Source organism: Pseudomonas sp. OVF7, assembly GCF_030644265.1.
GTDB lineage: Bacteria > Pseudomonadota > Gammaproteobacteria > Pseudomonadales > Pseudomonadaceae > Aquipseudomonas > Aquipseudomonas gorinensis.
In genome coordinates this window covers 4,880,098-4,897,495 of record NZ_CP128996.1, presented here as the reverse complement: position 1 = coordinate 4,897,495, position 17,398 = coordinate 4,880,098, and the positions used below count along the sequence as shown (strand labels likewise).

Genomic DNA, 17,398 nt, shown 5'->3' with positions numbered 1-17,398 from the left:
GCAGCGGGCACAAAAAAGCCCCTGGCCACGGAGTGACCAGGGGCTTTGCGGGTTGCGGGGCTAGAAGTCCCAGCGCGTGGTGAGCATTACGTTGCGTGGGTCGCCAGGGTAAGCCGAGTCATAGAAACCGATGTTGGTGTAGTAGTGCTTGTCGAACAGGTTGTTGACGTTGAGGGTGGCCGAAAGGTTATCGGTCACTTGGTAACGGGTCATCAAATCAACCAGCCAGTACGGGTCTTGGGTGAATTTCTCGGAGCGGCCACCACCGGGGTAGCCCCAGTTGTTGACGGTCTGCCAGCCAGCGCTCTGCCAGCGCGCGCCGCCACCGACGGTGAGCCTGTCCAGGTTGCCCTGGAGTTTATAGGTGGTATAGAAACTGACCTGGTCTTCCGGCTCCCAGGTCGCGACCTTCTTGCCATCGTCATCGCGGGCGATCTTGTGGGTGTAGCCCGCTTGCAGTTGCCAGCCCTGGGCCAATTCGCCGGAGATTTCCGCTTCGTAGCCCTTGGTCTTGGTCTTGGTGCCGATGTACGAATAGTCGACGCCCGGCTGGGAGTTCCACGCCGTGTCGGCCAGCGGGCGGTTTTCTTCGTGCACTTCGAAGTAGGCGAGGCTGGAATTCAAGCGGCCGCCAAAGAATTCACCCTTGACGCCAAGCTCATAGTTCTTGCCCTCGTTGGGGGCAAGCATGGCGCGTGTGCGGGTGCGGTACTGGGTTTGGGGCTGGAAGATTTCGGTGTAGCTGGCATACGCGGTGAAATTGTCGTTCAGGTCATACGTCAGGCCCGCATACGGCACCACCTTGCCGCTTTCCTGGGTGTCGCTGGTACCGGTGACCTGGTAGTTGGCGATACGTGAGCCGAGCAACAGGTGCAGCTCGTCCGTCAGGCTGAAGCGACCCGTGACGTAGGTACCGGTCTGGCGGGTGGTTTCGTCATTGATCTTGGTGGCGGTCCACAGCGGCTCGATGGCTTGGCCATTCCAATTGTAGAAGTCATAGGAGTTGTTGAAGTAAGTGGTCGCGGTGTAGTCCTTGGCTTTCCATTTGGAAATGGACAGGGACTGGCCGATCACCAGTTCGTGTTCGCGGCCGAACAGCTCGAATGGCCCCGAGGCGTACACATCGAGGCTGTCACTGGTGGTGTCGCCCACGTATTTGCGTGCGTAGATGGAGCTGGCGGTGGCGGAGTCCTGGGAGATGTAGCCCAGAGGCGCGTTATAGCCGTTGATCTGGTGGTTGTACTGGCCTTTGGTGACCCAGCCATTGTCAAAGGTGTGTTCCAGGGTCGCGAAAGCGGTACGACTGTATTGCTCCCATGAACCCCATTTCGGGCCGTTGTTGAACGAACGCGGCAGGTTCAGCTTGTTTCCCGTTGCATCAAAGATGGTCCGTGTGCCGGTCCAGCTGGAGCCTTTCGGATCGCTGTCCTGGTAGTCGGCGCCGAGGGTCAACAGGGTGTTTTCGTCCAGGTCGAATTCGAGGATGCCGTAGAGCACACCGGTCTTGCGCGAGTAGTGGTCAAGGAACGATTGTTTGTCCTGATACGCCGCGACGGCACGGCCACGCACATTGCCGGTTTCGGTCAGGGGGCCGCTGACGTCGACCTGGGAGCGGTAGTTGTCCCAGGATCCGGCGCCCAGTTCGATGCTGCTCTTGAACTCGGAAGTCGGTTTTTTGCGGATCAGGTTGATGGTGCCCCCTGGGCCGCCAGCGCCGGTGAGCAGGCCGGTGGCGCCCTTGAGGACCTCGACACGGTCGTAGATCGCCATGTCGGTCAGGGTCTGGCCCGCTGAGTATTGGGCGTCACGCAGGGTCGGGATGCCGTCGTACTGGAAGTTGACGATAGAGAAGCCACGGGAATAGTAGTTGGTGCGTTCGGTGTCGTAGGTCGACACGGTGATGCCCGGGGTATGGCGCATGACGTCATCGATGGCGTTAAGCCCGAAATCATCCATCACTTGGCGCGTCACCACCGAGATCGACTGCGGCGTTTCGCGAGGCGTCAGCACCATGCGCGTCGCCGTGGCAATAGTGCCAGGGGTATACGAGCCGGTGCCTTCCGTCACGGTGCCCAACTGGTTAGCGGTGACTTGCGTAGCCCCCAGTTCCAGCCCCGAAGTCGCGGCTGCACTGATGGTCACGGCGTTGCCTTGCAGGCTGTAATGGACACCCGTGCCGTTGAGCAGCGAGGCGATCGCCTTGTCGGGTTCCTGCTTGCCCTTGACCGCAGTGCTGTTCTTGCCTTGCACATCGGTCGGGCTGTACAGCACTTGCAGATTGGTCTGGCGGCCAAATTCCTGCAGCGCCGTCCCCAACGGCTGTGCAGGAATATCGATCTCGAGCTCCTGGGCCTGTACATACCCGGCGATGGGCAGCGATACCGCAATCGCGAGCGCGCAAGGCGTAAGGTTGAAGTTCAGGGCCCGTCGCATGGATAGCGCTTTGCTCAGGGGGCTCAGACCGAGTCGTACTGACATGAATGCTTTCTCTTCTGTGTGTGAGGTGGGCAGTTTATAAGTATTTATTGAGTCTGGTTCTCATTACCACTAGTGAGACGTTCCTAACTGGAGAAACCGGAAAAAAATTTCACGCCGGTGCCATTTCATGCACCACCTGGCCCGCGCGCAGGCGTACCAACTGGTCGGCGATATCGAAGTAACGGTCGTCGTGGCTGATCACAATGATGGTTTTGCCCAGGCGTTTGAGGTCCGGCAGCAGCTCGGTGTAGAAGATGCGTCGGAAGGCCGGGTCCTGGTCGGCGGCCCATTCGTCGAACACCAGCACGGGGCGTTCTTCGAGCCAGGCGTTGACCAGCGCCAGGCGCTTGCGCTGGCCGGTGGACAGGTCGGTGGTGCTGAATACGCCGTCCTTGACGCTGACCTTGTGCGCGATTTCCAGGCGCTCCAGGTACCGGGTGGCGCTGTCCAGCGACTGGGTGGCGCTGCCCTGGACGAGGTCATCGAACAGGTAATAGTCGGCGAACACCGTCGTGAACAATTGGCGATAGTCATCGCGCAGCGGGTCGGTGACGGTCTCGCCATTGAGGCGGATTTCCCCGGCGTGGGGCTGATACAGGCCCAGCAACAGCTTGATCAGCGTGGTCTTGCCGCAACCGTTTTCACCGACGATAAACACGATATCGCCCTGCTTGATGCTCAGGTTGATCGGCCCCAGGTGGAATGGCTGGCTGCCTTCCACCGCCGGCGGGCTGTAGCTGACGCCGCGCAATTCCAGGCTGTGCACCACCGGTGTCGGCGCCTCGCTGCCATCCATCAGCAGGTGCGGTTCCGGCGACGAGAAGCGTTCGGACAGTTCGGTGATACGCGCAAAGGCAATCCGCGCCTTACCGATAATCGGCAGGTAACCCACTACGTGCTCCAGCGGGCCTTTCATGTAGAGCAGCACCAGCACGAAACCGGTGATCACCGCGGGGTCGGGGTTGGGGTTGTAGGCCTGCATCGCCAGGGCCAGGCCGATCACCACGAAGAACAGCATCGAGCCAAAGGTCTTGGCCACGATGTAGATATTCACCGAGCGCACCTGGATATCGCTGATGCGGTCGGCGGTTTCCTGGATGCGGTGGGTGTTCATGCGAAAGCGTCGGGGGCGGTGGATACGCAGTTCCTTGGCGCCTGACGCGATCGCCGAGTAGTAGCGCTGCAACTCGTCTTCCAGGTCGCGGGCTTCGTCAAAGCCACGAATGCCCTTGTGGCCGGCAATGAACTGCACGCTGCTGCCGATGACGATGGCCACGATCATCATCAGGAACATCGGCACCGACAGGTACGCCAGGTAGCCCAGGCAACCGAGGGTGACGGTGGTGGCGATCGCCAGGGGTGTAAAGGCGAAGGAAAAGTCGCTGATGGTGTCGACGTCGTGGGTCAGCACCGGGATCAGGCGGTGGGAGCGATACTGTTCAATCTGCTCGATAGGCGCCGACAGGACTTTTTCGCCAAGGTCCTTGCGCAGCGCGGCAATGATGCGTTGGCCGACATAGTTGGTGCCGATGTCCGACACGATCGAACTGGTCAGGGCCAGCAGGCACAGCGCGGCAAAGGCCAGGATCACGCCCTGGGTCATGCCGGTGGAGGCGTGCAGGGCATTATTGATAGTCGCCAGCAGCAAGGTGATGGCCAGGCCACCCGCCATACCCAGGGCAACGGAGACCGTCACGAGGGTGCGAAAGGGCCTGAGCAATGCGAGCAAACCGCTGAAGGCGCCGCGCTTGGGGTCGGTCATAAGTACATCCCGGAGAGTGAAAAAGAGGGGGGCTGGGCACACAGCCCCTTACCCATGACAAACGAAGCGTCGGCGCGAGTATTTAGCTCGGTATGCCCGGCGGTGGCAGTGACGGATAAATTGCCGGGCGGCTGGCTCGTTCTTGTTCTGTAGGCGCACGCGTAACGACGCGGGGCGTGGTCCCTTCAGCGAGAGCGAAACAATGACGAAGAAGAACCTGGTGTATGTCTGGTCCCTGAGAAATGCTGCCGCCGACAAGGCCGGGCAGCCGGTGGCCTACAAGGACCATGAGCGCTACATGAAGTCGGTACTGGAGTTTCTGGTGGGGTCGCTGAACGACACGCCGCTGGGCGATGCCTACCACCTGGTGGGCGTGGTGTATGACGATGACGAGCAGAACCCACGGGACCAGCAACTGGTCGCCGACTATGGCTTTGCCTGCACGCCTGGGCGCCCATGGCTGTACCCCGCGGACTTGCGGGTGCAGGGGCGCCTGGTCAATGACCTGCTGCTGAGCGTGCCGTCCACCTATCGCCGCCTGCCACGGGGCAGTGCGGAGCATATCGCCGGCAAGCAGGATTTCGAACGTCGCCTGCATGACACGCTGGTCGAGCTGAAGGCCGACATCGTGGTACTGGATGGTTTGCTGGTGATTCTCGATGAACTGGTGCGCCCAGGTGCGCCGTTCGCGCGTCGGATCATGAATATCCACCCGGGCATTACCCGTATCGAGTCGCCGTACGAGCGCCGTGGTGCCTATGCCACCTGGAATGCGCTGTACGGAGCGCGGGGGCAAGCGGTGGTGGATTGGGCGACCAGGGCGACCACACCGTGCGAGCCGCTGTACCTGACCGGCGCCTCGTTCCACTACGTGGACAATGGCATCGATTCCGGCGAAGTGTTCCACGACGTACTCAAGACCGAGATCTCGCCGGACGACACCATCCTTGAACTGCGTTGGAACAACTTCAACAACAGCCTGTTCCCGGCGTTGCATGAAGGTTTGGAGTTGCTGGCGCTCAAAGGCTGAAGCGCCGCGATCCCCTGTAGGAGCGAGCTTGCTCGCGAAAAACGTCAACGATAACGCGTGTATTCAGGATCAGCGCGGTGCCAATGAGTTCTTCGCGAGCACGCTCGCTCCTACAGGGTAGGGGCTGGGCTTAGAGATCGCGCACGACGCGGAAGCCGATCCAATCCCCGCGGGTCTGCGGGTAGATGTTGTTGCGATTGCCCGAGCGCGAGAACACCGGCGCTTCACCCCAGTCATTGCCACGAATCTGGTACAGCTCGCACGTGGGCTCGACCCAGGCACTGCCATCGGTGGGCGCGCCGAAGTAATCCGCGTGGTAACAGTCGGCCACCCGCTCATAGACGTTCCCGTGCATGTCATACATGCCAAACGCATTCGGCGGGTAGCTGCCCACCGGCGACGAATAGCTGTACCCATCCGCCGGGCCGTAGGTGTTGGCGTGCTGGGCGATGCTGTAGCCCTTGCCCTCGTCGAACGGGAAGGGGAATGGCCCGGTCGAGCCTGCGCGCGCGGCATATTCACGTTGGGACTCGCTGACCATGTGGTACTGCTGCCCGGTCTTTTTCGACAGCCAGGCCACGTAGTGTTTGATGTCGTCCATGTCCATGCACACCGCCGGTTGGCGCGGGCCCTGAGGATAGCGTGGCTTGCTGGCGATGCATTCGCGGCCGGGGCGGGTGTCGCCGTCGGCGATCTTCACCCCGGTCTGGCGCACGTAGCTGTCCCACTCGCCGGCGGTGATCTGGAAGCGGCTCATGGCGAAGGGCTTGGCGAAGGTCACGTCATGCAGTGGGCCTTCGTCCGGCTCGCGGCCGACTTCATCTGCCGGGGTGCCCATGGTGAAGGTGCCGGCCGGCAATACCACCATTTCCGGGCAGTCCTTGCAGTCCTTGAACACTTTTCCGGGTTGCGGCGTGGCTGCCTGGGCCAGGTTGGGCAGCCATGCCGTGCACAGGGCCGTCAGCGTCAGGGCGGTCAAAGGGGTGAGTCGCAATGGAGTCATGGGAGCCTCTCGTTCAAAGGGAAAAATCACCGTCACACTCGCTGGCTCAGCAGGCTTATGAAGCGTTGGATCTCATCGAGGTTATTGAGCAAGCCGGGGGCGGTGCGGATCACCGGCCCGACATCGCGGTCCACCGCATCGATCACCACGCGGTTGTTCATCATGTAATCCGCTACGGCGTCGCTGTCTTGGCCCTTGACCCGAAAAAAGGTGAAACCGGCCGACAAGCCGGGGCTGCGAGGTGTGACCAGTTCGACCTGAGGGAGGGCCAGCAGCTGGGTTTTCAGTTCGGTGTTGAGGGCATGGATGTGCGTCTGTACCTGCGCCTTGCCCAGTTGCAAATGCAGCTTGAAGGCCTCGTCCGCCGCCCAGCGATGCTCGAAGGCGTGATAGCCACCGGGCGTCATGATCGTGGCGAAGTCCTTGTCTTCGGAGAACGTGGGCACCATCGGCGTGACGTATTTATTCACCGGGTCGCGGGCGCAGACCAGCCCGGTGCCACGGGGGCCGAACATCCATTTGTGGGTGCCGGCGATAAAGAAGTCGCAGTGCATATCCGGGAAGTCGAGGTTTTCCACGCCGAAACCGTGCACGCCGTCGACCACATACAGGATGCGGTCCTGATCGTCACGGTTGCGATTATGTTCTGCGACCAGTTGGCCGATTTCGCCGATGGGCAGCTTCACGCCGCTGCCGGACTGCACCCAGGTCATGCCGAGTACGCGGGTGTTGGGGCGGATCGAGCGCTGGATATTGCCCAGCACCTCGTCGATGGAGACCTGGCTGGCCTGTTCAAACAGGCGGATGCGGCGCACCTGGGTGCCTTGCTTGGCGACACGAAAATCCAGGCAGTTCTGCGTGGCGTAATGCTCGTGAACCGTGGTGAGGATCTCCTGGTCGGGCCGCACCTTGATCCCGCCATAGATCATCGCCAGCCCTTCGGACGTACTGCCGGTGAGGGCGATCTGGGGCGGGCTGGCCTTCAAGTAACGGCCGGCCCACTCGCGCACCTGGCCTTCGCGTTTCCAGGCTTCTTCACGTCCCCAGTCCATCGCCAGGCCAGGGTTGCGGTCGATCTGTCGGCGGTAGCGTTCGATGGCCTCACGCACCGGCCTGGGGTGTGACGCCACCAGGAAGTTGGAGAAGTGCAGGTAGCTCGGATCCTGGTCGAACAGTTGCTTGAGGTCCGCCCATGGGCTGTCCGGCGCGCTGGCGGCCGATGCCTGGGGCAGGAGGGCAGCGCCCAGCGGCAGGCTGGCGGCGATTACCCCGGCCTGTTTGAGAAACGTACGGCGGTCGGTCATGGACTTACTTCACCGGTGGTTAGCGGTTGGCCAAAGGTTTGGCGGCTTTTTGGACCTGGTCCCACACCCGCAGGAAGTTGCCTCCCCACAGCTTGGCGATATCGGCTTCGGAGTAGCCGCGCTGGATCAGTTCGGCGGTGACGTTGCGCACATCGCCGACGTTCTCCCAGCCCTGCAGGCCGCCGCCGTCGTTGAAGTCCGAGGCGATGCCGACGTGATCGATACCGATCTTGCGCACGGTGTAGTCAATGGCGTCGCCCCAATCCTTGAGCGTGGCCTTGGGTTCTTCCTCCAGGATGCCGTACAGGCCCTGGGCGTACTGGCCGAACTTCTGCTCGGGCCATGCCGCAATGATCGCGTCACCTGGCATCAGGGCCATGGCCAGGTTGGGCAATGGTGGCAGGTCGAAACGAGCGCGCAGGGCGTTGAGCTTGTCCTGGGTTGGCTGGCTCAGCGGGCGCAAATAGGCGGGGAAGCCCACCACCTGCACCACGCCGCCGCTGTTCTTGATCAGTTGCAGTTCCTTGTCGCTGAGGTTGCGCGGGATGTCCACTGACGCCCGCGGCGCCGAGTGCGAGGCGACCATTGGCGTGCGGCTCAGTTGTGCCACCTGCTCCAGGGCCTGGGTCGACATCTGCGACACATCGATGATCACCCCCAAGTCGTTGAGGCGCTGTACCGCTTGCTTGCCGATGTCCGACAGGCCTTCGAGGGCATCGGTGGAATCATTGAAAAACGGCAGCGGCCGCGACGAATCGGACCAGGCGTTATTGCCGATATAGCTGAAGCCAAACATGCGCATGCCGCGCGCAGCCCATAAGTCCAGCTGGTTCAGGTCATTACCCAGCGGGTAGGCATTGAGCATGCTGATAAAGATCGCGAACTTGCCCTCGCCATGCAGGCGCCGGAAGTCGTCCGGGGTGTAGGCGATGCCGACCTGATTGGGGAAGTCGCGCACCATGCCGGAGATGATCTTGTAGCGCACTTCCTGCTCGTGGCGGGCCTCTTCGACAAACCCTTCGGTGGGTTTGTGCGGTGCATTGGCGCCGTTCCAGATTTCCGGCCAGCCGAAAATCGTCAGCGCCGCGCCGGACAACCGACCCCGCGCCGCCTTGGTCAGGTCGAACTGGCCGCCGCCATCTTTGTCGGCTTCGTTGCCGGCCGTGCCGAAATCCAGCGGCACGGTGATATGGCTGTCGAACGACAGCAAGCGATCCTGCAGGTCGTTGGCCTGCTTGATCACCGCCAACGGGTAACCGGCATTGCCCCTGAACCAGTGATCCCAGGCCAGGAAGCCGGCGCCGGCACCGATGGCCAATGCCAGCGGGAAGCCGATATACAGCGCCTTTTTCGAACGTGGTTTTGTCATTGCCGTCTCAGTCAGTTGAGGCCTTTGCTATCTGGGAAGAACGAGCCATGAGCGCGCAAATTTAGGCGTCGCGGGCGGCAAGCTAAATTTCCCCCGTGAGCAAACGTTCTAGCTCTGATAAAGGCGTTTCCTAAGGTAGACAATGACCATCTCTCGACGTGGGTTCATCGCAGGCCTGGCGCTGACCGGCGCAGCCGTGCCGGCGGCCTTTTATGCCCATCGCGAGTTGACGCGCGAAGAATTTCCCATCACGCCCGGCGAAGCCACCGTCGACCTGGCCGACACTGCCGGCCAACACCTGGCGAACACGCTGCGCGGCGTGTGGAGCCTGCGCCTGGAAGGCCGCGATGCTGGCCTCAAGGGCCTGCCGTTGCAGGGGCTGGAATTGCTGCTGGATATCGCCCCACGCGGCCGTGGCCTGCGCGGCTATCTCGACACGGCTGCAAACCTGCGTGCCGACGCTGAACCGCGCTATCGCGTCCTCGGTGATTTGCTCACGGGCGAGGGCGCCGTGCTCTATTGGCGCCTGATCGACCGCGACACCGCCGACGGCACACCGGCCTATGAATTCAAGATGACCCTGGACGAAGTCTGGGCCAACTTCGCCAATGCCGGCAGCAGCACCCTCAGCGGGCACATCCTCGACCTGGACCGGCCCCTCGCGCTGGTTGAACGCGACAACCGCTTCGTCGCGCACAAACAGGTGTTTCCCGAAGCCCGCGAACGCATCGGCCTCAACCCGGCCCTGCTGGCCTGGCTGGTTTCACCGGAGCACCGGCTGTTCCACCAGCTGTGGCACGCCACCCGTGACCAATGGCACAAACTCTCCGAAGAAAAACGCGATGCGCTGCGCGGCATCGGCTGGCAACCCGGCCCGCGCGGCAAGGAACGCGACGCCCGCGGCACACTCAAGGACCGTAACGGCTCGGGCATCGACTTCTTCTTCATGCACCGCCACATGCTCGGTACCGCGCGCTCGATGCAACACTTGCCCTCATGGGCGCAATTCCCCGAACCGCAACCGCCCCTGGAGCGCGATCGCCTGGGCTTCGTGCGTTACTTCGACAACCACGACGGCTTTGCCTTGCCCCCCACCTGGCTGGCACCGGACGACGGCGACTACACCCAATGGGTCAGCGATATCAAGGCCGCCGAGACCTACCACAGCAACTTCCAGGTGTGGGAATCCCAGTACCGCGACCCACGCTACCTGGCCAAACTGACCCTGGGCCAACTCGGCTCCGAGATGGAACTGGGGCTGCACGACTGGCTGCACATGCGCTGGGCCTCCGTGCCCCGCGACCCCTCCAACGGCGCCCCGGTACCGTTCGCCCGTGACCCCGCGGACTTTGCTGCACGCTGGTATGCGGCGGAAAACGACTTCCTTGGCGATCCGTTTTCCTCCCATGTGAACCCGGTGTTCTGGCACTTCCACGGCTGGATCGACGACCGCGTCGAAGACTGGTTTCGCGCCCATGAACGCTTCCATCCCGGTGAGGTCAGCCGGCTTGAAGTCAACGGCGTGGCATGGTTCGCAGCGGGGCGTTGGGTCGAGGTCGGCGACCCCTGGCTGGGGCCGGACACCCATGGCTGCAGCACCACGCCGGGGCTGCAGATGGGGCGGTCGATGGAGATGGACCCGGAGACCATGAAGCTGGCGTTGCGCATTACCTTCGGTGCCGAGGACGAGATGTTGAAGGGGTTGTTCAAGCGCGTGCCGAAGCGGCCCTGGTATGCGCGGCATTTGAAGGTGAAGGCTTGAGAGGCGGCCCCCTCAACTCACGGCCGCCCCTTCCTGCGTCGCATACATCCACCGCAACAACGAATGCCGCCCGCTGATACCCAGCTTGACCGACGCGCGCTTGAGGTAGCTCTCGATGGTGTTGACCTTCAGCGCCAGTTGTTCCGCCAGCTCCGGCGCGGTGCGCCCGGCCAGCAGGCCGACGCACACTTCCAGCTCGCGCTTGGACAGGTTCAGCCCCGATTGCACCAGGCGTTCTTCGATGCGTCGGCGCAGGGTGTCGAGGCCGTGGTTTTGCGCTACGACCGGGTCGCTGACAGTGCGGCAAGGCTGGATGGCGTTGATGTGTTTTTCCACCATGGGCAGCAGCAAGGTGGAGAAGTCTTGCAGCAGGCTGCGTTCCTGAGCGGAAAAACACGCTGACGGGGGCGAGCGGTACACCGACAGTACGTAGCGCATATCGTCCTTGCGCCGCGTGAGGTGCAGTTGGGCGGCGGGTGGTTCGGCGCTGCCGGCGGTCACCGAGTCGGTGTACACCGGGCTGATCTTGCGCCGGGTATGGCCTTCGGGGCTGACCTGCAGTTGCGTGATATGGGTGGCGTCCACGGCCAGTTGGGTGAGGATCAGGTCATGCAGCATGCGCGGGAAATGGCGGCTGCCGGTGCTGGCGATGACCTTGCCGATATGGGGGAACAGGTGTGCGTTCATCAACTCATCCATGAAAAGTGCGGGTATTCGGCCTTATCGCGACGGGGGGGCAAGGTGCTGGCCAATGCGAATAACCCACAGTGAAAATCGCGCCCGCCGGAAAACCTATGCTAGTACAGGCCCGGCTCGGCATGGGGATCCAATCCGCGAAAACGCGATGCAATTGCCTCAACGGCGGTCGGACTGGGCCGGCCACCGTTGTGGGATCGCTTAACCCCAGGCGTTGGCGTTATTTCAGCGCCGGTTCAGCCGTCCGGGTGTGACGGGGCGCGATACGCATGCACTGGGCCAGGGCCTGCCGAACGTCCGCCAGCAGGTCGGCGACGTCCTCCAGGCCTACCGATAAACGCACCAGGCCCTCACTGATGCCGTGCTGTGCGCGTTCTTCCGGGGTGTAGGTGGAGTGGGTCATGCTCGCCGGGTGCTGGGCCAGGGATTCGGCGTCACCCAGGCTGACGGCGCGGGTGAACAACTGAAGCGCGTTCATGAAGCGCCGGCCGGTGTCGATACCGCCCTTGAGTTCGAAGGCAATCATCCCGCCGGACTGGCGCATTTGCCGGGCCGCCAATTCGTACTGCGGGAAAGAGCGCAACCCAGGGTAAGTCACCCATGCCACGGCCGGGTGCGCCTGCAAGGCTTCGGCCACGGCCTGGGCGTTGCTGCAATGGCGATCCATGCGCAGCGCCAGGGTCTTGAGGCCGCGCATCAGCAGCGCTGCATCCTGGGGTGACATGACCGCGCCGGTCAGGTCCTTGAGCCCTTGCAGGCGAATACGATGCGCCAGGGCCTGGTTGCTCACCGCAATGCCAGCAGTGATATCGCCATGCCCGCTGAGGTACTTGGTGGCCGAATGCACCACCACGTCGGCACCGAGGTCCAGGGGGCGTTGCAGGTAAGGCGTGCAGTAGGTGTTGTCGACCACCACGGTGATGTTGGGCTGCTGATGGGCCAGCGCGGCGATGGCGGCGATGTCCACCAGTTGCAAGGTGGGGTTGGCGGGGGTTTCGCAGTAGATCATGCGCGTGGCCGGGGACAGCGCGGCTTGCAGCGCGGCCAGGTCGGTGAGGTCGACATGGCGCACCTTGATACCGAACTCGCTGATGCCATGGTGCAGCAGGGCGTAGGTGCAACCGTACACGGTCTGGCTGACGATCACCTCGTCGCCGGGGCGCAGCAGGGTCCAGAAGGTCGCGGCAATCGCGCCCATGCCAGAGCTGAACGCTATCGCGGCTTCGCCGTTTTCCAGGGTGGCCATGCGCGACTCCAGCAAGGCCAGGGTCGGGTTGGAAATGCGGGTGTAGAAGTGGCCGCTTTCTTCCCCGGCAAAACAGGCCGCGCCGTATTCCGCGGTGGGAAAGGCAAAGGTTGCAGACAGGTAGATCGGCGGCACCAGCGCGCCATGGTGGTCCTGGGGGTCGTAACCGTGGTGGATGGCACGGGTGGAAAAGCCGAAGGCAGGATGTTTATTGTTCATGTCTGGCGCTCCTTATTTCCTACAATGCTATGCTCATAACCACAGCCGAACTTTGCGAAGTTTGCTGATAAATCCCGGGTTATGGGACGAAACATCCATAAAAATAATGATCAGAGGCACGTTATGCCCGTCAGTCTGGACCGCACCGACAAAGCCCTTTTAAACGCATTGCAAGGCAATGCCCGCCTGACCGTGGCCGAACTGGCCGACCGCGTCGCGCTCACCACTTCGCCGTGCTGGCGCCGGGTCCGGCACCTGGAAGAGAGCGGGGTGATCAGCGGCTACCAGGCGATCCTGTCGCCCAAGGCCCTGGGCTATGGCGTAACCGCGTTTGTCAGCATCATGATGGAGAGCCACACCCAGGAAATCGCCCGCGCCTTCGAGCAGCGGCTGTTGGCGATACCGGAAATCGTGGCGTGCCATAACGTGTCGGGGCGTTATGACTTCCTGTTGGAGGTGGTGGCCAAAGACCTGGAGTCATTCGGCGAGTTCGCGCGGGAAGTGTTACAGACGCTGCCCTGCGTGAAGGAGATTTACTCGAGCTTTTCCTACAAATCGGTGCGGCCGCTGCGCGTGATGCCGTTGCCGGGGTAGTGCTTTTTGGGGGCGTGTGTGGGAGGGCTGTTGTGGCGAGCGGGCTTGCCCCGCGTTGGGCCGCGAAGCGGCCCCCCAACCAGCCACTGAGGCGTACCTGACACCGCGCAGGTGTCTTTGTCAGGGGCCGCTTCGCGGCCCAACGCGGGGCAAGCCCGCTGCCACAAAAATGTGGTCACTCAGGAAGAAATCTTAATCCTTGATATTCAATAACTTGTTTATGTTTGATAAGGGCGGCCTGCTCCCACAATTGGTCACCTGATCTTCTGCGCAATTGGATATTTTTCCCGACCACGGCGGTGACTAACCTAGCCACCAATCCTCACCGCCCTGGAGTTCCATCATGCAAACCCGTACCGATTTCTACACCGCCTCCCCGGACGCCATGAAAGCCATGCGCGCCCTGGAAGCTGCCGTCGGCAAACTGTCCATCGAGCTGCCGCTGCTGGAGCTGGTGCGCCTGCGTGTTTCCCAGATCAACGGCTGCGCATTCTGCCTGGACATGCACACCGCCGATGCGCGCAAGGGCGGTGAAACCGAACGGCGCCTGTACACCTTGTCGGCCTGGCGTGAAACGCCGTTCTTCACCCCGCGTGAACGCGCCGCCCTGGCCTGGGCCGAAAGCCTGACCCTGCTCAGCCAGACCCATGCCCCTGACGAAGACTACAACGCGCTGGCCGCCGAATTCAGCGCTCAGGAACAGGTCGACCTGAGCGTGGCGATCTCCACGATCAACAGCTGGAACCGCCTGGCGGTCGGCTTTCGCAAAATGCCCAAATAAGCGATCAGAAGTTCACCGTAGCACTCAGGCGCGCCGTCAGCGGCGCGCCCTGGAACAGGTAGTCATCGCCCATGTACTCGCCTGCGTCGCGCCAGTAGCGCTTGTCGAACAGGTTGTCGACGCTCAGGCGAAACACGGTTTCATACCCGTCGACGCGGGTGCTGTAGCGGCTGCCGACGTTGACCACCGCGTAATCCCCGACTTCGACATTGCCGGTGCGATTGGCGTACTTCTTGGCGCTGTATTGCACGCCGCCGAGCAGCGCCAGGCCATTGACCCATGGCAACGCATAATCGGCGTACACACTGGCGCGCAGCTTGGGCACGTTGATCGCCTGGTGGTCTTCGTAGGCCGCTGTGCCGCTGCCGCTGACCCGTGCACGAATCGCCGCCACGCTGGTTGCGATCTGCAAGCGCTCGGTCGCCCAGCCGTTGGCCGACAATTCCACGCCAGTGTTCTTCTGCTCGCCCTGTTGCACATAGGTGAAGGCCCCGGCGTCATCCGGCTTGGCGTACTGGTAGGCCTGGCGCGTCTGGAAGACGGCGGCGGCGAAGCTGATGCGGCGCCAGTCGTATTTCACCCCGGCTTCGATCTGCCGCGACACGGTCGGCGCCAGGGTTTCGCCCGGGTTGGTCGCAAACCACGGCGCCGTGCCGCCCAGGGACAAGCCCTTGCTGTAGGTGGTGTACAGCGAAATGTCTTCCACCGGTTTGTAGATCAGCGACGCTTGCGGCAGGAACACGTATTGCTGGGTATGGCGCGCCGGGTCGCCATTGTCGTCGAAGGCTTTTTCATCCAGGCGCACTTCGCGACCGCCGAGGATGGTTTGCCAGTGCTCATTGAAGCGGAGGCGGTCGGTGACGAACACGCCGTACTGGCGGCTGTCGAGGTTGCGATGGCGGGCGTTCAACGGTTTGTCGGTGGGCGTGAAGCTCGGCGCATCCTCGTCGATATTGGTCGTGCCGATGTACTCGTTGACGAACTTACGCTTGTCGATCACCCGGCGAAATGCGCTGGTGCCGAAGGTCAGTTCATGGCCGATGCCTGCGGTGTCGAACATGCCGGTCATCGCCGCCTGGACTTCATCGTCACGGCGGGTGTCGTCGGGGCTGCGGTAGTCGTAGACGTCGTAGTTGCCTTCGGGGGTGAAATAGTTACCGAGGCCGGTCGTGGCACCGCCCCACGCAAACGAACTGTAGTCATCAATCACCACTTTGCTGCGCGCCGCGCTGACACTGCCTTTCCACTGGTCGCTGAAGCGGTACTCGAACGTGCCGTTGAGGTTCAACGAATCGATGCCGACCTGCTTGGAACCGGTTTGATGGCCCAGCAGTTTTTTCGGCGAGGCGTCGTGGGGCACTTGCGTACCGCCGAGCAATTGATAGCCCGGCACCGAGCGTTGTTGCTTGTTCTGGTACTCCGCATCCAGTTGCAGCACCGCGTCGGGGCTGATGTTCCAGTCGAAGGCCAGGGACACAAAATCCCGCTGGCCGTCGGCATGCTCCACGTAGGAGTTGAGGTCTTCATGGGCGACGTTGGCGCGCAGGCCCAATTGCTGCTCGCTGCCAAACCAGCCGCCGACATCGGTGGCGAGATAGCCGCTGCCGCGATCGTCGGTGGAGACCGTCACCGAGCGTACGTCTTCCGGGCGCTTGGTCACGTAGTTGATCACGCCGCTGGGCTCGGAAATCCCACTTTGCAGGCCGGCCAGGCCCTTGAGCACTTCCACTTGCTGCTTGTTTTCCAGGGCGACGTTCTGTTCGCCGGTGATGGTGCGCCCATTGATCTTGTAGCTGCTTGCGGCATTCAGCGAGAAGCCGCGCACCACGAAGTTTTCGTAATAGCCGATCGGCGCATAGCTGTCGCCCACCGAGGCATCGTTGCGCAGCACTTCACTGAGCAGGCGGGCTTGCTGGTCCTTGATCAGCGCGGCGTTGATCACCGTGATCGAGGCCGGGGTGTCCAGTAGCGGTGCGTCATTGAAGCCGCCGACGGCGGCAGTTTCACTGCGATAACCGGACTCGTCCTGGCCCTGGACGTTCACCGCCGGCAGTTCGATCTCCGCCGCCAGGCTGTTGCCAATACCGCCGCTGAGCAGCAAGCCGAGGGCGAAGCGGGAAGTGACGACGGGGCGAAAACGCAAAACCATGGGGCAGGGCCTTAGAAGCGCGGGGCGAGGGGCGCATAAGCTAGGCATAACGGCGCGGTTTTACAAGCGTTCAGGCCAGGCGCGGGCTGAGACATCGCGTCTCAGCCCGCACGTCGATCCACTCGCGGCTCGACAGCTGCGGCGCGGACCTGCGATAGACGAGGCTTCTCTGATCATTGCAGGAGTTCGTCATGAGTACTGCTGGAAAAGTCATCGCTGGAAAAGTTGCGCTGGTGACCGGCGCCGGGCAAGGCATTGGCCGAGCCATCGCCTTGCGCCTGGCACGGGACGGTGCGGATATCGCCCTGGTCGACATCAATGGCGCCAAGCTTGAAGCGGTAGCCGCCGAAGTGGTGGCCCTGGGGCGCAAGGCTTCGGTGTTCATCGCTGATGTGTCCAAGCGCGAGCAGGTGGTGGCGGCCGTGGAGCACGCGCACCGGACCCTGGGTGGCTTCGACATCATCGTCAACAACGCCGGGGTGGCGCAGATCGATTCGCTGTTGGACGTGACCCCGGAACAGGTCGAACGCACCCTGGGCATCAACGTGCAGGGGGTGTTGTGGGGCATCCAGGCGGCCGGCAATAAATTCAAGGCGCTCAAGCAGAAGGGCAAGATCATCAACGCCTGCTCGATTGCTGGGCATGAAGGTTTCGCCCTGCTTGGCGTGTACTCGGCGACCAAGTTCGCCGTGCGCGCCTTGACCCAGGCGGCAGCCAAGGAACTGGCCAGCGTCGGGATTACGGTCAACGCATATTGCCCCGGTGTGGTGGGCACGGACATGTGGGTCGAGATCGACAAGCGCATGGCCGAGATCACTGGTGCCGAGGTGGGGGCCACCTACAAGAAGTACGTGGACGGCATCGCCCTGGGCCGTGCGGAAACCCCAGAGGATGTGGCGGGGCTGGTGGCTTACCTGGCGGGGCCGGATGCGGATTACATGACCGGGCAGTCCCCGTTGATCGATGGTGGCCTGGTCTACCGCTGATACCTCGGGGTCTGCATCG

Annotated in this window: 13 protein-coding genes; 5 read left to right on the top strand and 8 right to left on the bottom strand. The window is 62.5% G+C overall.

Annotated features, from left to right (window positions below; all coding sequences use genetic code 11):
• Positions 1-60 precede the first annotated feature (60 nt).
• Positions 61-2,433, bottom strand: coding sequence for a TonB-dependent siderophore receptor (locus QU606_RS22185; RefSeq protein WP_069075801.1), 2,373 nt, complete (start codon positions 2,431-2,433; stop codon positions 61-63).
• A gap of 154 nt (positions 2,434-2,587) precedes the next feature.
• Positions 2,588-4,240: a cyclic peptide export ABC transporter gene (locus QU606_RS22180; protein ID WP_024076051.1), complete on the bottom strand. Its 1,653-nt coding sequence runs from the start codon at positions 4,238-4,240 to the stop codon at positions 2,588-2,590.
• 202 nt (positions 4,241-4,442) lie between these two features.
• Between QU606_RS22180 and QU606_RS22175 the strand changes: the two genes are divergently transcribed.
• Positions 4,443-5,270, top strand: a complete 828-nt coding sequence (locus QU606_RS22175; protein WP_304997527.1) for a N(5)-hydroxyornithine transformylase PvdF — start codon at positions 4,443-4,445, stop codon at positions 5,268-5,270.
• A gap of 130 nt (positions 5,271-5,400) precedes the next feature.
• On the opposite strand, the gene QU606_RS22170 is transcribed toward QU606_RS22175, so the two are convergent.
• Genes QU606_RS22170 through pvdM form a run of 3 tightly spaced genes read right to left on the bottom strand, consistent with a single transcriptional unit; the run spans position 5,401 to position 8,946 of the window.
• Positions 5,401-6,273 carry a formylglycine-generating enzyme family protein gene (locus QU606_RS22170; RefSeq protein WP_304997526.1) on the bottom strand — a complete coding sequence of 291 codons (873 nt, stop codon included), beginning with the start codon at positions 6,271-6,273 and terminating at the stop codon, positions 5,401-5,403.
• Between the two features lie 32 nt (positions 6,274-6,305).
• Entirely contained in the window at positions 6,306-7,577 is a 1,272-nt protein-coding gene (locus QU606_RS22165; protein WP_304997525.1) for an aminotransferase class V-fold PLP-dependent enzyme, read from the bottom strand.
• Between the two features lie 19 nt (positions 7,578-7,596).
• Positions 7,597-8,946, bottom strand: coding sequence for a pyoverdine-tailoring dipeptidase-like protein PvdM (pvdM, locus tag QU606_RS22160; protein ID WP_304997524.1), 1,350 nt, complete (start codon positions 8,944-8,946; stop codon positions 7,597-7,599).
• A gap of 142 nt (positions 8,947-9,088) precedes the next feature.
• On the opposite strand from pvdM, the gene QU606_RS22155 reads away from it, so the two are divergent.
• Positions 9,089-10,708: a hypothetical protein gene (locus QU606_RS22155; protein ID WP_024076046.1), complete on the top strand. Its 1,620-nt coding sequence runs from the start codon at positions 9,089-9,091 to the stop codon at positions 10,706-10,708.
• Positions 10,709-10,720: 12 nt separating this feature from the next.
• Here the strand turns inward: QU606_RS22155 and QU606_RS22150 are convergent, their stop codons facing one another.
• Together QU606_RS22150 and QU606_RS22145 are read right to left on the bottom strand one after the other, a co-directional pair.
• Positions 10,721-11,395 carry a helix-turn-helix transcriptional regulator gene (locus tag QU606_RS22150; protein WP_024076045.1) on the bottom strand — a complete coding sequence of 225 codons (675 nt, stop codon included), beginning with the start codon at positions 11,393-11,395 and terminating at the stop codon, positions 10,721-10,723.
• 229 nt (positions 11,396-11,624) lie between these two features.
• The gene (locus QU606_RS22145; RefSeq protein ID WP_024076044.1) at positions 11,625-12,869 is read right to left on the bottom strand and encodes a methionine gamma-lyase; all 1,245 of its coding nucleotides are present in this window, start codon (positions 12,867-12,869) and stop codon (positions 11,625-11,627) included.
• A gap of 123 nt (positions 12,870-12,992) precedes the next feature.
• Between QU606_RS22145 and QU606_RS22140 the strand changes: the two genes are divergently transcribed.
• Both QU606_RS22140 and QU606_RS22135 read left to right on the top strand, forming a co-directional pair.
• Positions 12,993-13,463, top strand: a complete 471-nt coding sequence (locus QU606_RS22140) for an Lrp/AsnC family transcriptional regulator (protein WP_069075795.1) — start codon at positions 12,993-12,995, stop codon at positions 13,461-13,463.
• Positions 13,464-13,806: 343 nt separating this feature from the next.
• A complete protein-coding gene (locus QU606_RS22135) occupies positions 13,807-14,244 on the top strand; it encodes a carboxymuconolactone decarboxylase family protein (protein ID WP_024076042.1) in 438 nt (145 codons plus the stop codon).
• A 4-nt stretch (positions 14,245-14,248) separates the two neighbouring features.
• Here the strand turns inward: QU606_RS22135 and QU606_RS22130 are convergent, their stop codons facing one another.
• Positions 14,249-16,393, bottom strand: coding sequence for a TonB-dependent siderophore receptor (locus QU606_RS22130; protein ID WP_102625782.1), 2,145 nt, complete (start codon positions 16,391-16,393; stop codon positions 14,249-14,251).
• Positions 16,394-16,584: 191 nt separating this feature from the next.
• Between QU606_RS22130 and QU606_RS22125 the strand changes: the two genes are divergently transcribed.
• Positions 16,585-17,379 carry an acetoin reductase gene (locus tag QU606_RS22125; RefSeq protein WP_304997523.1) on the top strand — a complete coding sequence of 265 codons (795 nt, stop codon included), beginning with the start codon at positions 16,585-16,587 and terminating at the stop codon, positions 17,377-17,379.
• Positions 17,380-17,398 lie beyond the last annotated feature (19 nt).

Bases quoted from the DNA above. Each gene is read 5' to 3' on its own strand.
- QU606_RS22130 (WP_102625782.1), bottom strand. From the start codon at position 16,393: ATGGTTTTGCGTTTTCGCCCCGTCGTCACTTCCCGCTTCGCCCTCGGC.
- QU606_RS22145 (WP_024076044.1), bottom strand. From the start codon at position 12,869: ATGAACAATAAACATCCTGCCTTCGGCTTTTCCACCCGTGCCATCCAC.
- QU606_RS22140 (WP_069075795.1), top strand. From the start codon at position 12,993: ATGCCCGTCAGTCTGGACCGCACCGACAAAGCCCTTTTAAACGCATTG.
- QU606_RS22185 (WP_069075801.1), bottom strand. From the start codon at position 2,433: ATGCGACGGGCCCTGAACTTCAACCTTACGCCTTGCGCGCTCGCGATT.
- QU606_RS22155 (WP_024076046.1), top strand. From the start codon at position 9,089: ATGACCATCTCTCGACGTGGGTTCATCGCAGGCCTGGCGCTGACCGGC.
- QU606_RS22175 (WP_304997527.1), top strand. From the start codon at position 4,443: ATGACGAAGAAGAACCTGGTGTATGTCTGGTCCCTGAGAAATGCTGCC.
- QU606_RS22165 (WP_304997525.1), bottom strand. From the start codon at position 7,577: ATGACCGACCGCCGTACGTTTCTCAAACAGGCCGGGGTAATCGCCGCC.
- pvdM (WP_304997524.1), bottom strand. From the start codon at position 8,946: ATGACAAAACCACGTTCGAAAAAGGCGCTGTATATCGGCTTCCCGCTG.
- QU606_RS22135 (WP_024076042.1), top strand. From the start codon at position 13,807: ATGCAAACCCGTACCGATTTCTACACCGCCTCCCCGGACGCCATGAAA.
- QU606_RS22170 (WP_304997526.1), bottom strand. From the start codon at position 6,273: ATGACTCCATTGCGACTCACCCCTTTGACCGCCCTGACGCTGACGGCC.
- QU606_RS22180 (WP_024076051.1), bottom strand. From the start codon at position 4,240: ATGACCGACCCCAAGCGCGGCGCCTTCAGCGGTTTGCTCGCATTGCTC.
- QU606_RS22125 (WP_304997523.1), top strand. From the start codon at position 16,585: ATGAGTACTGCTGGAAAAGTCATCGCTGGAAAAGTTGCGCTGGTGACC.
- QU606_RS22150 (WP_024076045.1), bottom strand. From the start codon at position 11,395: ATGAACGCACACCTGTTCCCCCATATCGGCAAGGTCATCGCCAGCACC.